Origin of the sequence: Streptomyces sp. NPDC056527 (genome assembly GCF_042794475.1) — a bacterium.
Taxonomy (GTDB): Bacteria; Actinomycetota; Actinomycetes; order Streptomycetales; family Streptomycetaceae; genus Streptomyces.
On sequence record NZ_JBHTTQ010000001.1, the window covers coordinates 269,267 to 283,180 of the forward strand.

Here is a 13,914-nt window from a genome sequence, read left to right on the forward strand (position 1 = left end):
TCTGCGTACCCGCCGAAGACCACTGCTCGGTCCTTGCCGGCCAAGTCGTGCTCTCCGGCGAGCCTCCAGGCGCCTGTTGCGCCAGGCGGCACATGCGAGCCGTGACAACGGTGGTGAATCGCGTCGCGGAAACTGCCCTGATCGGCGGGCCCGTAGCTGCAGTGGTCACCGCATGCGGAACAAGAGGGCTCAGGAGGCGTCGAGTTCGGCGAACTTCACTCGGCGAGTATCCAGGCGGCCGCTGCCACCGTTTGAACAGCACGCTGCAGGAGCGATGTTGCGGTGACTGCATCCGCAGAACTCATCACTTTGACTTTCCCCGCGGGTCGCGCACCGCCAGGAGTGCCGCGCCGATGTCCGCCGTCGCCCGAGGGTCGGCGAGGGAGCGGCCTATCAGCCTTTCCACGCGGCGCAAGCGGTAGCGGACGGTATTGGGGTGGACGAACAAGCCCTGAGCAGCGGCGCCAGCGGAGCCGGCGGCAGCGAACCAGTGCTCCAGTGTCTTCAGGAGGCGGTTTCGTTCCGGAGCCGGCAGATCGATCACCGGCTGGAGGACGGCCTCCACCAAGTGCGCCGCCTCGGCCGGTGCCGCGGCGACAACCATGGCCAGTGGGTTGTCGTCGAATCGTGCGACACCGGTACAGCCGTTTCGTAGACCCGCCAGGGCCAGACGGGCGAAGCGCAAAGCCTGTGGGGTGTCCTGCAGGGCCTGGAAGCGCGGGCTGTAGCCGATACGGGCAGGAGCGCGGCGCAGGATGCGCAGGCAGGCAGCCTCCGCCGTCGCGGTCGGCAGGGCGATCAAGGCGAGCTGCTGGTCGGGCAACAGGTGCCAGATGGAAGGAAGTTGCTCCTGTCGCAGAGCAGTCTCCACTCCGGCAAGCGGCTCTTCGCCAGGAGCTCCGGATTCTGCAACGGCGACTGCGTAGGGGCCGTGTTCGGGCAGCCCCAGCTCACGTGCCGCTTCCCGCAGGGTGCGGTCCGTGATGATGCTCGTGAACAGGGCCTCGACCAGGGCGGAACGCCTCGCCTGCCCCTGCGAAGTCAGCTCGGCGGTCGCTTCCCGGTAGGCCTCCGCGGTGGCCGCCGCGTACAGGCCGAACGACGCCCAGAACCGTGTCGACTCCGAGAGAAGAACGTCAGCCGAGACCTCGGGCCGGATGCGTGCCTCCGCAAGGATCTCCGCCCACAACAGCTCGGATCCGATGCGATACGCGTGCAGCGTGTCCACCAGCGGAACACCCTGCTGCGCGCGAGCGCGGCCGGTCTCGCGCGCTGAGCGCGCATCCAGGGCGTCTCCGTGGCGGAGGCTGGTCAGAATGAGGTCCGCGTTGTCGACGCAGGAACGATGCAGCGAGTCGAAGGGGACCAGTGACTCGTCCCTGTAGGCATCAATCTCAGAGCGGATGCGCAGCGCCATCCGCTCAGACAGTTCCGGAAGCCTCGCCTGAAGCGCTGAAGCGACGCCCGAGAGTCTCATTCCGGCAGCCTAGTGCCCCTGTTTTGTCCCTGGCGACAATCTGGAGGGACGGGTGCTGTTGCGCTGCCCATAGGTCGTGAGTCCATGCGCCTGCAGGATGTCTGTGGTGTAAACATTCGATGATGTTGCGTAACGGAGGCGCGTCATGGCCAATCTGGCAGGGTTCCTCGTAGAGACGGCGGGGCGGCAGCCCGAGCGCCCCGCACTGCGCCTGGGTGAGCAGGTCGTCACCTATGCGGAGCTGGACGAACACAGCGCACGCTGCGCCGCTCTGTTGAGGGCAGAGGGCGTGCAGCCGGGAGACCGGGTCGCGCTGATGCTGCCCAACGTTCCGGAGTTCGTAGTGCTGTACTACGGCGTTCTGCGTGCCGGAGCAGTCGTCGTTCCGATGAATCCGCTCCTGAAGACCCGGGAGTCCGAGTACCACCTCGCCGACTCCGGCGCGGTGTGGCTCTTCGAGTGGCATCAGGCACCGGGCGAAGGCTCGAAGGGGGCCGCTGCCGCAGGAGTGCGCCACACGGCTGTCGAACCCACTGCGTTCGCGGCCACGCTGGCCGGGCACGAGCCGCTGACCGAGGTAGCCAGCACGGACGGCGAGGACATGGCCGTCCTGCTGTACACCTCAGGCACCACCGGCCGTCCCAAGGGGGCTGTCCTTACTCACGCCGGCCTGCGGCACAACACCGAGGTCAACGGCGTTCAGGTTCAGCGGATGACGCCTGAGGACGTAGTGGTGGGCTGCCTCCCGCTGTTCCACATCTTCGGGCAGATCTGCACCATGAGCGCGGCCGTCCGCAGCGGAGCCTCGCTCGTCCTCATCCCGCGCTTCGACCCGCAGACCGTTCTGGACGCCATCGCCCGTGAACGGGCCACCGTTTTCGAGGGCGTACCGACGATGTACGCGGCGCTGCTCCAGCATCTGTCGGAGGCGGACGTGTCGACACTGCGGATGTGCATCTCCGGTGGAGCTTCGCTGCCGGTGGAGATCCTGCACGGCTTCGAGCGGCGCTTCGGTTGTCCGGTCCTCGAGGGATTCGGCATGTCCGAGACCAGCCCGGTGGTCACCTTCAACCATCCCGATCGGCCACGCAAGGCCGGCTCCATCGGCACCCCCATCCGCGACGTCGAGGTACGGCTCCTCGATGAGAAGGGCCAGGAGGTGGCTCCCGGAGAGATCGGCGAACTGTCCGTCCGCGGACCCAACGTGATGAAGGGCTACTGGAACCGCCCCGAGGAGACGGAGGCCGCCATCCCCGACGGCTGGCTGCGCACCGGCGACCTCGCCCGCGCCGACGAGGACGGCTACCTCTACATCGTCGACCGCAAGAAGGACATGATCATCCGCGGCGGCTACAACGTCTACCCGCGCGAGATCGAGGAGGTCCTCCATGAGCACCCGGCCGTTGCCCTCGCCGCCGTCGTGGGCATCCCGCATGCCGAACTGGGCGAGCAGGTCGCAGCCGTGGTTGTACTGCGGCCCGCTGTGCAGGCCACCCCTGAAGAACTGCAGGAGTACGTCAAGGAGCGCGTCGCGGCCTACAAGTACCCGCGTCACGTGATGCTCGTCGACAAGCTCCCGTTGGGGCCGAGCGGCAAGATCTTGAAGAGAGAGATCATCCTGCCGACGGTATAAAGCCGTACCCAACCCGACGGCGTCGTCGCTCCGGGACGAGCAGTCCACCCGCTTTCCACCGCCCCGGAAGGCAGGGTGGACGGCTTGGGGGCGGCCACTTTGGCTACGCGTATCTTCTGCTCAGGCGTCAGTCTGGCCGCGCAGCAGGCTGCCCCCTGGTTCACTCCTTCCGCGTACCCGCCTGCTCGGCGCGGACGCCCTCGGAGATGCGCTTGCCGAGGGCCGCGTCGATGTTCGTCCAGTACGTGAAGGCCCGCTCCAGGACCGGCTCGCTCACCCCGTCGAGGAGGTGGCCGACCACGTTGTCCACGAGCCGGTCGCGGGCGGCGTCGTCCAGGACCTCGCGCACGAGGGTGCCGGGCTGACCCCAGTCGTCGTCCTCAGGGTGCGAGACGTAGGCCGTCCGGGTGATCTCACCGTCGGCGGTCCAGCTCGGCGGGCGCCCGTACCGCTCGGTGTCCGCTGCGGGCCCGCCCTTGGAGTTCGGCGCGTAGACCGGATCGGACGTCTTCCGGTACGCCATCGCCCCGTCCTTCGAGTAGGTGTGGACGTCGACGACGGGCGCGTTCACCGGAAGCTGCTGGTAGTTGACGCCGATGCGGGCCCGGTGGGCGTCCGCGTACGAGAAGAGCCGGGCGAGCAGCATCCGGTCGGGGCTGGGTCCGATGCCCGGGACGAAGTTGTTCGGCTGGAACGCCGCCTGCTCGATCTCTGCGTGATTGTCGGTGGGGTTGCGGTCCAGGGTCATACGGCCCACCGGGATGAGTGGGTAGTCACCGTGCGGCCAGACCTTGGTGAGGTCGAACGGGTTGAACCGGTAGGCCGCCGCCTCCGCGTACGGCATCACCTGCACGTGCAGCGTCCACGACGGGAAGTTCCCGTCCCGGATGTGCTCGAACAGGTCCCGCATGTGGAAGTCCGGGTCGACCCCTGCCATCCGGTCCGCTTCTTCCTGGGTGAAGAACTCGATGCCCTGGTCGGTCTTGAAGTGGTACTTCACCCAGAACCGCTCACCGGACTCGTTGATCCACATGTAGGTGTGTGAGGTGTACCCGTTCATGTGGCGCCAGGTGCGCGGGATGCCGCGGTCTCCCATCAGCCAGGTGACCTGGTGCGCGGACTCGGGGGAGAGGGTCCAGAAATCCCACTGCATGTCGTGGTCGCGCAGGTTGCTGTCGGCGCGGCGCTTCTGGGACCGGATGAAGTGCTGGAACTTCATCGGGTCCTTCACGAAGAAGACCGGCGTGTTGTTGCCGACCATGTCGTAGTTGCCCTGGGAGGTGTAGAACTTCACCGCGAAGCCGCGCGGGTCCCGCCAGGTGTCCGGGCTGCCGCGCTCGCCGGCCACCGTGGAGAAGCGGATCACCAGATCGGTGCGAGTCCCCGGCTGGAACAGCGCCGCCTTGGTGAAGCGGCTGACGTCATGGGTGACCTCGAAACGGCCGAACGCGCCGCTGCCTTTGGCATGCGGCTGGCGTTCCGGGATCCGCTCCCGGTTGAACTGCGCCATCTGCTCGATCAGGTACGCGTCCTGGAGGAGGATCGGACCCCCGGGACCCACCGTCAGCGAATGCTCGTCGCTCTCCACCGGGGCGCCGGAGTCGGTCGTCGTCGCGGGTCGGCTCTCGGTCATGGCTCTGCTGCCTTTCGTCGTCGCGCACGACCACCCTCTTCCTCCCCGGTGAAAGCCGCTACCTGAGGGCGTGACTGCGGCACTCCGCTATCGATCGGACACGCCCTGGGGCGCGTTTTGCGTGCACGACGGGGCCTGTCTGCCGTCGGGGCGAGGATCTGAAGGTCATCCCTCACGATGTTTGCGGCGCTTACTTCTCTCGGTTAATGTGAGTGATGTACACATTGGACTCTCGGTGACCCGGCACCGGCCGGATCGCTCCCCGCGCCAGCAGCCACACTCCTGGCCCGGCCGGTGCGCCACACCTTCTGCCGAGGCAGGATCACACGGGAGTCCTCCATCTCGGTTGTCTGAACGGAGTCGTCGTGAAGGCTGTGTCGATCAAGGAGTCTGGTGGTCCGGAGGTTCTGGAGTGGGTGGAGGTCGAGGATCCGACGCCTGCCGCGGGTGAGGTGGTCATCGACGTGGTGGCCAGCGCTTTGAACCGGGCGGATGTCATGCAGCGGTGGGGGCTGTATCCGTTGCAGCCGGGCTGGTCGCCGTATCCGGGGCTGGAGGTCTCGGGTCGGATCGGCGCCATCGGTGAGGGAGTGACCGGCTGGCAGGTGGGTGATGAGGTCTGTGCGCTGCTGACCGGTGGCGGCTATGCACAGAAAGTCGCAGTTCCGGCCGGGCAGCTGCTGACGATTCCCAAGGGGGTCGGGCTGGTGGAGGCGGCCGGGCTGCCCGAGGTCACGGCCACGGTCTGGTCGAACATCGTCATGGCCGCGGGCCTGAAGACGGGGGAGACGATCCTGGTGCACGGTGGTGCCGGGGGCGTAGGCACGATGGCGATCCAGATCGCGAAGGCGCTGGGTGCTCGTGTGGTCACGACGGTCGGTGGGCCGGACAAGGTCGCGCGGGCGCGGGAGCTGGGTGCGGACGTGGCGATCGACTACCGCACCGAGGACTTCGTGGAGCACGGCCCGTATGACGTGATTCTCGATGTCATCGGTGGCGAATACCTGGAGCGCAACGTCCGGTCCCTGGCAGTCGACGGCCGGCTGGTCGTGATCGGTCTGCAGAAGGGGCTTGAGGGTCAGCTCAACCTCGCGGAGATTGTGTTCAAGCGGGCGTCGGTGCACGGCACGACCCTTCGGACCCGTTCCAAGGAACAGAAGGCCGCGATCGTGGCCGAGGTCCAGAAGAACGTGTGGCCCATGATCGAGAACGGCACGGTGAAGCTGGTTATCGACCAGACCGTTCCGATGGCCGACGCCGCCGAGGGGCACCGCCTCATGGAAGCCGGCGGCCACATCGGCAAGATCCTCCTCACTAACGACTGAACAGGCGTTGAGGGGACTCGGTACCACGACGGGCGATACGCGGCCGACACGCGGTCGCGGCTCCAGCGCGAACCGCACGATTGCGTGCCTGGAAGGGGGGGCAACAAGGTCCTCAGTGAACGCCTTGAGGCCCTCAGTGTGCCGCTGAAACGGTCAGCGGGGCTCGGGGGAGCCCTCGATCATCCGAACGATCCCAGATTCGCGGTTCCGTACTGTTTCCGCGGCGCCGACGAACGAGGCGACATGCGGAGTCAGTTGGTTGGAGCGGTGGGCCACGGCAACGATCGAGCCGGGGTGGTCGTCGATGGGGACGAACCTGACACCAGGGTGGGGTGAGTAGCGGCGCGCCGCTGCTGGGGTGATGCTGCAGGCCATCCCGGCGGCGACGACCTGCACTTCCTCGCTCTGCGAATGTGTTTCGACGAGGTTATGTGCGGACCTGCTGCTGCGGTGGCTCGCCAGGGTCCAGAAGTCCTGCCAGAGGGTGTCGTCAGTACGGCCGATGGCGATCGGTTCATCAAGAAGGTCCTGGACGCACACGCGTTCGCGGGATCCCAGCGGATGTCCGGTGCTCACCCCGGCCACGCAAGGTTCGGTGAACAGGGGTGTGGTCACAAGGCCGTGGGTAGAGCTCGGCAGGCGGATGAACGCGACGTCTGTCGTTGCACTGGACAGGCCGGCGGACGGGTCGGCGAAGCCGAACTCGTGCAACTCGACTCGGGCTTCAGGGTGGCGTCTGGTGAACTCACCGAGGATGTGAGTGGTCAGTTCAAGTGCGGCGCCGGCGATGAAGCCCACCCGCAAGGTGGCCTGTTCTCCTCGGCCTATGCTTCGGGCTTCGGTCACGCCCTGGTCGAAGCGGGCAAGTACTTCGCGGGCAGCCGCCAGAAAAGCCTGTCCTGCAGGGGTGAGCTCCACCTTGCGGGAGGTGCGCTGAAGCAACGGCGTCCCGATGTGGGCTTCCAGCTGGGAGATCTGTTTGCTCAGCGACTGCTGGGCGACGAAGAGCTTGCCGGCGGCGCGGGTGAAGTTCAGTTCCTCGGCGACCGTGACGAAAGAGCGCAGTCGGCGCAAGTTCAGATCCACTGCACCAGGGTTGTAGGTGCTGCCGGTATTTTGCAATGGCAAGAGCATCTCCGGTCTCACAATCGAGCAAGTGCTGACTCGGACGCAGGCCTTCCTCGAAGGTGCCGTCTACGTGCCGCTGGTCAGGCCGCCGTGTGACCTGTCCGAGCCTTGGTCGCATTCTGTGGATGCATCAGGCGTGACAATCCGGGGCTCAGTTGCCGTCCCGTTGCCACCGCAAGAAGGTCGCAGGCGCGATTCCACGTGCCGAACCGTCGGGCACATCTCACCACAGGGCACCGGTCCAATGGGCGGACGGCCCGGCTTGATGCCTCTGCAACCGCAACGGCTCAAGCCGGGCCCGCTGGCCCATTCATCAGAGGAGCCCAAGGTCCCGCAGAACGTGATCATTCATGATCAGGATCCAGTGTCACGGCCTCTCTCAACCGTGGTGGACCGGTACACGCCGGGTTACGACCCAGGCGATGACCAGGACCACGACCGGCAGCTGGAAAGCTGCAGGCGCCCCGGCGGCGTCGATGAGCACCCCGACTCCGACCGAGCCGAGCACTGCACCGATGTAGTTGAACAGGTTCACCCGGGCGATCACCTCGTCGCTGCGTTCTGGCAGGATCCGGCCGGCGGCATCGAATGCGACCGGGACGAGCACCCCGACGGCCAGACCGCTGACGGTGAAGCCGAGGACTGCGGGAACCGGTCCGGGAACGAGCACGACCACGAGCCCGCCGGCGACCCCTGACATGCTTGCGCCGGTCAGGAGCACACCGAACCCGAACCGCCGGATCAGCATGTCTGTTGCGAGCCGTGCCACCAGCACACCCACCTGGTACGCGATGTAGCCCAACGGAGCCAGCGCTGCCGCGAGGCCGAGGTCTGCCAAGTGCACCGTGCTCCAGGTGCTGATACCGGAGTCGATGGTGAAGGCAGCCAGGACGACCACGCCGGCAGCCATGACAGAGGCCCGCGGCAGGCGGTCCCGCTTGCCCCCGCGATCCTTGGGCCGGGCCTGTGCCGCACGACCGGGGTCCAAGAAGCGCACTCCGAAGACGCAGAAGGAGGCGTGCACCACCGCGGCACCGGCCAGAGCCGCTGCCACGCCGCTCACCGACAGGACGAACGACATCGACAGGCCACCGATGATGGCCCCGCTGGTGTAGAAGGCGAAGCAGCGCCCCAGGATGAGACGTCCCAGGCGGCGCTGGACAAGCACTCCCTGCATGCTCGACGCGGCATCCACCATGCCGAGCCCGGTTCCGTAGACGGCCGCTGCCACCACGAACGCCGGCATGCTGGGAGCGATCGCCAGAGCGGCCGTCGCGACGGCCTGGATACCGAAGCCGATCCGCACGGCACGCCGGCTGTTGGCACGCACGGCAATCAGGTCGGCGACGACCGACCCGGCCGCGGAGGCGACGCACACCCCGAGCAGGATGACGGCGATCGTGGTCGCGTCCAGGGATAGCCGCAGCTGGAAAGAAGGAAGCGAGGTGGAGACAACCCCGTAGCCGAAGCCCTGCAATGCGTACGTCGCTCCGACCGCCGTGAGCGCCGCTTTGCCGTTGCGCCAGCTCCCGAGGGCTTCGGGAGCCCGGGTTACGGCGGCCATCAGATGTATCCCGGGTGCTTGATGGACGCACACACGCGTTCATCTGTGTCTGTCAACATCGGTTGCTGTCCTTACGCGTGGGATGAGGGGAGGACGGACGGCTACGGCCGGGGTCGGACCGGTTGTGTTCCACAGCCGGCAGCGGGCTCGCCAAGGCTGCGAATGCGGCGGCAGCGAAAGCCGCGGTCTTGCGGGCTGCCTCGGTGTCGTGATCCGCCAGCCAGGTGGTGGTGATGCCGTCGATGAGTGCGACCAGGTGCCGCGCGAGCTCCTCCAGCGGGGCCGTCCACACGGACGAAGTGACCGTCGCGGCACTGCGCAGCAGGCCGGATGCGGTCTTGTAGTAGGACCGGTACTGGTCCCGCATCTGCCCGTGCTCGTCGTGTCTCCGCGCGAAGACGGCGAGCTCGAGCAGCGCCAGTTCACGCTGCGGATCCGCTTCGAGAAGGTCTATGTAGGTATCGAGCCCGCTGCGGATGGCTGCCTCGACCGACGTGCTGTCCAGCCAGGACAGTTCGGCCGCCAGGCGTTCCCCCTCCATGACGTTCTCGATCACCGCACGCATCAGCTCGTCGTGCGACGCGAAGACGTAGTGAAACGCTCCCAGCGGCATCCCGGCTTCGGACACGATGGCCCGCGTGCTTGCCGCCGCCACCCCATGCTCGGCGATGATTCTTATCGCGGCGGAAATGATCTCCTCGCGCCGTTGCTCCAGCGGTATGCGCCGCATCAGCAGCCTCCTTCGTTCAAGCGGCCGACTGCGGCTCGTAGCAGCTGCTCGGCGCAGGCGGGTGGCCCCTGTGCTTGGTCCCACATGCCCGCTCGGCCCCTGCGGGCCGGGCAGGGCTCTTCGGCGAGGCGCTCCAGGGCCCTAACGGCGCTGGACGATGCGTACGAGATCGCTGTCAGAGGCGGCGGATCGTCTCGCGAAACCTGACGTGACCTCCTGGTGCGCACCTGCAGAGGTCACGGCACGCCAGCTTCGTTTCCCTGATCGCACATCTGCTCCTACAGAGTTGGACGACCGTCCAACTCGGAGTATGGGAGCCCCTTGTTCCGCACCTCAATAGACCTGTCATGGCTTTTACTTGACGGAAATACGAGGTGTCGTTTGACCCTTGAAGGGAAATCTGCAAGGCATCCTGCCCGCAACACGGCCGCGCGCCGCCGGTCCGTCGCGCCCCGACTATGCGGCGTCATGGTGATGGCCGTGCCGCATCGAAAGTGCTAGGTGCGCACCATTGGTGGAGGCAGGGAAAGCGCCGGCGCGGGCGTTGGGCGGTATCGAGGAGGCGGATTCCTTCACAGACCTCCCTCGGTGAGCGCCTTGGCGGACAGCGGTCCGATCAGATCATCGGCGCTGGATCCTCGGAGGTTCGGGACCCCCGGGTCATCAGTACTCCGGCGAGTGCCGCGACGGGATACATGATCACTCCGTAGACGGCAGCGGGCACCGCCAGGCTGACGCTGCCGAGCACGCTGATCGCCAAAGTCATGGCGACAGCACTGTTGTGCACACCGATCTCCATCGAGCAGGCGATCGACTGCGGCTTGTCGAGCCTGAACAGGCGCGGCGCGAAGTACCCGATCGTGAGGCTCGCGATGCAGAAGGCCAGCGCTGCCGGCCCTACATCCAAGAGGTAGCCGACGATGTTGCTCCGCTCGGCCACCAGCGCGCCGATGATCACGGCGACGAGGACGATGATCGACAGCTGTCGCACCGGACGGTCCATGCTCCGCGCGAACGCTTCCGAACGGCGGCGCACGGCCAGGCCGAGCGCCACCGGCACGAGCACCAGGGCGAAGACCTGCAGCACCTTCCCGAACTGCAGCCCCATTCCGTCGGGACCGATGTCCGGCTCGAAGTGCTGAAGGGCGAGGTTGGTGATGATCGGCAGCGTCACGATGGCCAGTACTGCGTTCATCGCAGTGAGCGTGACGTTCAGCGCCACGTCGCCGCCGAAGAGATGACTGAAGAGGTTTGCTGTCGTCCCACCGGGTGAGGCGGCCAGCAGCATCATGCCGACGGCGAGTACGGGGGAGAGGTCGAAGGCTATGACCAGCCCCAGACACAGGGCGGGCAGGAACAGGAGCTGGCAGAACATCGCCACGACCACGGCCCGGGGATGACGTCGCACCCGGCGGAAGTCGTCGACGGTCAGGGACAGGCCCAACCCGAACATGATGACGGCGAGGGCAAGGGGAAGGAACACGGTAGCGAGGGGAGTGTCCATGCGCGGCTTCGTCTCCAAGGGCGAGGGGGCGCGGAGGGAAGTGCAGAGTGACAGCCGTATGGCACCTGCATGGCAGCCGTATGTCCGGCAACCTGAGGGCCAACTGTTCCGCGCACAGTAGGTGCAGGCGTAAGCACTGTCAACATCAGGTGTCGGCGGCAAAGACGAACTGTGCCGCGCTCGTTGCCATGCCGAGCGATCGATCTGCACATCTCGACAACACCTGGGCCAGAGAGATCCGATCAACGCTACTGTTTGGCCATGCCAAACAGTAGCGTCTCCGGGGTAAACGCCGGAGCGAGAGTGCGAGCGCTGAGGACCGTGCGGGGGCATTCCCTGCGGGCCTTCGCCGACATGCTCGGAGTGAGTCCGGCCACCCTCAGCCACATCGAGACGGGGAAGGCCAGACTCAGCGTCGACCGACTGGAGCGCATCGCCGAACTGCTCGGAACCACTGTGGAGGGAGTGCTGACCGACAGGACGGTCGCGATGGATGCGCCGGCGCCGCGGCGCCGGCGCGGCGATATGTCGCTGCCCCTGGCGGGCTGGCGCGACTATCCACCCCTGGAGCTCGATCCGGTACTGACGGCGGCCCTCGCCGAGTTCGTGAGGGCCGGATACCACGGCACATCCGTGCGTGACATCGCGCGTGCTGCGGGTCTATCGGTGTCCGGGCTCTACCACTACCACGCCAGCAAACAGGACATGCTGCAAGCAATCCTCCATCTGACGATGTCGGATCTGCTGGAACGCTCCACCGCCGCGCGGGACGAAGGGAGCGACCCGGTCGAGCGGTTCAGCCTTCTCGTGGAGCACCTGGTGCTGTGGCACACCTATCGGCGAACACTCGGATTCGTCGGTGCCAGCGAGATGCGCAGCCTCGAGCCCCGCAACCGGCACGAGATTGCCGCGATGCGCATCGCGCAGCAGCGGATGGTCGAACGGGAAGTGGAAGCGGCAGTCCGCCTCGGCCGTTTCACGACACTCCACCCACATGAGGCCACCCGCGCGGTCGTCACGATGTGCGTGGCCATTCCCAGCTGGTACCAAGCCGACGGCCCCCTGTCACCCGAGCAGATCGCCGGCCAGTACATCGAGTTCGCACTCGATGCCATGCGCCCCAAAGCCTGACCACCCCCCCGCGCGAGGCGCGAACGACGACCTCGCCCCGCTCACAGCCGGCCGCGCCATGCCCGGGGCAGCCACCGAACAGGCCGGCCATAGCAGTTGTTCGAGAATCCTAAACAGTGGCCGATCGGTTCTGTTTGGTCCTCACCTACGCGTTGACATGGGAAATGCCTCTCATCATCGTGTTGCAACAGAGCGAGCGCTCGGATGGGTCACGAGATCACCATCGCCAGCGGAAAGCGAGAAGACCGGCGAAGGCAGCGTGACCACGTGCCGGGCGGTGCGGGGCCATTCCCTGCACGGGACGCAGACCAGATGCTCACGCCACGGCAGACAGCGTCGAAATCGACATGCCCGGACGCTCCTTCGCTGCCGAGAGGATCCCCATGGAAAGAACGGTTGCGGCCGACGTCACGGCCGGCGCGGAGAGAAACCCGCACCCCATGCGCCGGGTCGCCACAGCATCACTCGTCGGCACCACCATCGAGTTCTACGACTTCTTCATCTACGGAACCGCCGCTTCGCTCGTCTTCGGCCCCTTGTTCTTCCCGTCCCTGGGAGCGTCCGCAGCCACAGTCGCCGCGTTCGCGACGTTCGGCGTCGCCTTCTTCTTCCGGCCGCTGGGCGCCATCGTCTTCGGCCACTACGGCGACCGGCTGGGACGCAAGGCAACGCTGGTCACCACCCTCCTCATGATGGGCCTGTCGACCTTCGCGATCGGTCTGCTGCCCACCACCGACACCCTCGGCGCTGCCGCACCGATCATCCTGGTGGCACTGCGCGCCGTACAAGGCCTGGCTCTGGGCGGTGAATGGGCCGGGGCGGCCCTGCTCACCTCGGAGTACAGCACCCCCGAGACGAGGGGGAAGCACAGCATGTTCCCCCAACTGGGCCCCAGCATCGGGCTGGCACTGTCCAGCGCCACCTTCCTCGCCTCGGATCTGCTGCTGACCACGGCGGACTTCGCAGCCTGGGGCTGGCGCATCCCCTTCCTGCTCAGCGTCGTACTCATCGGCGCGGGTCTGTGGGTGCGACTGAACATCGACGAGACACCCGCCTTCAAGACCTCCACCGCACGCCAGAAGCACACCGGCTTCCCCTTCACCGATGCCCTTCGCGAACAGTGGCGAGAAGTCCTGCTCACCGGTGGCATGCTCACCATGACGTTCGGCTGCTTCTACATCAGCGTCGTCTACCTGACGACCTACGCGGGCTCACAGCCCGGAGTGGGCGTCCTCGGACTGTCCCGGGGAAGCATCCTGCTGGTCAACATCCTCACCGCGATCGTGTTCGGCCTGACCACGATCATCTCGGCCGTCCTCTCCGACCGCCTGGGGCGACGCCGAGTCCTCATCGCAGGAACCCTGTTCGGCATCGCTGCGGGCCCGCTGGCCTTCCAGATCATGCAGCCAGGCAGCACGGCATCCTTCTTCGCCGGCGTGAGCGTCCTGATGATCGCCCTGGGCATCCCCTACGGCCCCGCCGCCGCGTACCTGCCCGAACTGTTCAAGACCCGCTACCGCTACACCGGTGCAGGCATGGGATACAACCTTGCCGGGATCCTCGGCGGCGGCGTGCCACTCCTCCTCGCGCCGCCTCTGGCCGAGCGCTACGGCGGCATGGGAGTCGGCTGGTACCTGTCGGCACTCGGCGTCATCAGCACCCTGTGCCTGCTGCGCCTGAGAGAGACACGCGGCGTGGAGATCGAGATCGAGGAAGCCGCAGCGCCCGAACCCGCTTGATCTGACGACAGGCGCGGCCGCCCGGTGCTGCCTGCCCGTCTGCTCCGGTA

General features: G+C 66.7%; 10 protein-coding genes. 4 read left to right on the plus strand and 6 right to left on the minus strand.

Features of this window, described 5'->3' with window-relative positions:
• Positions 1-304 precede the first annotated feature (304 nt).
• A complete protein-coding gene (locus ACFQ7Q_RS01295) occupies positions 305-1,417 on the minus strand; it encodes a PucR family transcriptional regulator (RefSeq protein WP_383548101.1) in 1,113 nt (370 codons plus the stop codon).
• A gap of 205 nt (positions 1,418-1,622) precedes the next feature.
• Here ACFQ7Q_RS01295 and ACFQ7Q_RS01300 point away from each other — a divergent pair, with 205 nt between their 5' ends.
• Positions 1,623-3,110: a long-chain fatty acid--CoA ligase gene (locus ACFQ7Q_RS01300; protein ID WP_383548103.1), complete on the plus strand. Its 1,488-nt coding sequence runs from the start codon at positions 1,623-1,625 to the stop codon at positions 3,108-3,110.
• Positions 3,111-3,270: 160 nt separating this feature from the next.
• Here the strand turns inward: ACFQ7Q_RS01300 and ACFQ7Q_RS01305 are convergent, their stop codons facing one another.
• Entirely contained in the window at positions 3,271-4,743 is a 1,473-nt protein-coding gene (locus ACFQ7Q_RS01305) for a catalase (protein WP_383548106.1), read from the minus strand.
• A gap of 365 nt (positions 4,744-5,108) precedes the next feature.
• Here ACFQ7Q_RS01305 and ACFQ7Q_RS01310 point away from each other — a divergent pair, with 365 nt between their 5' ends.
• On the plus strand, positions 5,109-6,068 hold the full coding sequence (locus tag ACFQ7Q_RS01310; protein WP_383548109.1) for an NAD(P)H-quinone oxidoreductase: 960 nt from the start codon (positions 5,109-5,111) through the stop codon (positions 6,066-6,068).
• 153 nt (positions 6,069-6,221) lie between these two features.
• On the opposite strand, the gene ACFQ7Q_RS01315 is transcribed toward ACFQ7Q_RS01310, so the two are convergent.
• The 4 genes from ACFQ7Q_RS01315 to ACFQ7Q_RS01330 form a co-directional block, all read right to left on the minus strand.
• Positions 6,222-7,154, minus strand: coding sequence for a LysR family transcriptional regulator (locus tag ACFQ7Q_RS01315; RefSeq protein WP_383548111.1), 933 nt, complete (start codon positions 7,152-7,154; stop codon positions 6,222-6,224).
• A gap of 421 nt (positions 7,155-7,575) precedes the next feature.
• Positions 7,576-8,760, minus strand: a complete 1,185-nt coding sequence (locus tag ACFQ7Q_RS01320) for an MFS transporter (RefSeq protein ID WP_383548114.1) — start codon at positions 8,758-8,760, stop codon at positions 7,576-7,578.
• Positions 8,761-8,812: 52 nt separating this feature from the next.
• Positions 8,813-9,490, minus strand: coding sequence for a TetR/AcrR family transcriptional regulator (locus ACFQ7Q_RS01325; RefSeq protein WP_383548116.1), 678 nt, complete (start codon positions 9,488-9,490; stop codon positions 8,813-8,815).
• 616 nt (positions 9,491-10,106) lie between these two features.
• Entirely contained in the window at positions 10,107-10,994 is an 888-nt protein-coding gene (locus ACFQ7Q_RS01330; protein WP_383548318.1) for a bile acid:sodium symporter family protein, read from the minus strand.
• A gap of 261 nt (positions 10,995-11,255) precedes the next feature.
• Here ACFQ7Q_RS01330 and ACFQ7Q_RS01335 point away from each other — a divergent pair, with 261 nt between their 5' ends.
• Together ACFQ7Q_RS01335 and ACFQ7Q_RS01340 are read left to right on the plus strand one after the other, a co-directional pair.
• Positions 11,256-12,125: a helix-turn-helix domain-containing protein gene (locus ACFQ7Q_RS01335; RefSeq protein WP_383548119.1), complete on the plus strand. Its 870-nt coding sequence runs from the start codon at positions 11,256-11,258 to the stop codon at positions 12,123-12,125.
• A gap of 383 nt (positions 12,126-12,508) precedes the next feature.
• Positions 12,509-13,864, plus strand: coding sequence for an MFS transporter (locus ACFQ7Q_RS01340; protein ID WP_383548122.1), 1,356 nt, complete (start codon positions 12,509-12,511; stop codon positions 13,862-13,864).
• Positions 13,865-13,914: the final 50 nt, after the last annotated feature.

Bases quoted from the DNA above. Each gene is read 5' to 3' on its own strand.
- ACFQ7Q_RS01320 (WP_383548114.1), bottom strand. From the start codon at position 8,760: ATGGCCGCCGTAACCCGGGCTCCCGAAGCCCTCGGGAGCTGGCGCAAC.
- ACFQ7Q_RS01330 (WP_383548318.1), bottom strand. From the start codon at position 10,994: ATGGACACTCCCCTCGCTACCGTGTTCCTTCCCCTTGCCCTCGCCGTC.
- ACFQ7Q_RS01335 (WP_383548119.1), top strand. From the start codon at position 11,256: ATGCCAAACAGTAGCGTCTCCGGGGTAAACGCCGGAGCGAGAGTGCGA.
- ACFQ7Q_RS01300 (WP_383548103.1), top strand. From the start codon at position 1,623: ATGGCCAATCTGGCAGGGTTCCTCGTAGAGACGGCGGGGCGGCAGCCC.
- ACFQ7Q_RS01305 (WP_383548106.1), bottom strand. From the start codon at position 4,743: ATGACCGAGAGCCGACCCGCGACGACGACCGACTCCGGCGCCCCGGTG.
- ACFQ7Q_RS01325 (WP_383548116.1), bottom strand. From the start codon at position 9,490: ATGCGGCGCATACCGCTGGAGCAACGGCGCGAGGAGATCATTTCCGCC.
- ACFQ7Q_RS01340 (WP_383548122.1), top strand. From the start codon at position 12,509: ATGGAAAGAACGGTTGCGGCCGACGTCACGGCCGGCGCGGAGAGAAAC.
- ACFQ7Q_RS01295 (WP_383548101.1), bottom strand. From the start codon at position 1,417: ATGGCGCTGCGCATCCGCTCTGAGATTGATGCCTACAGGGACGAGTCA.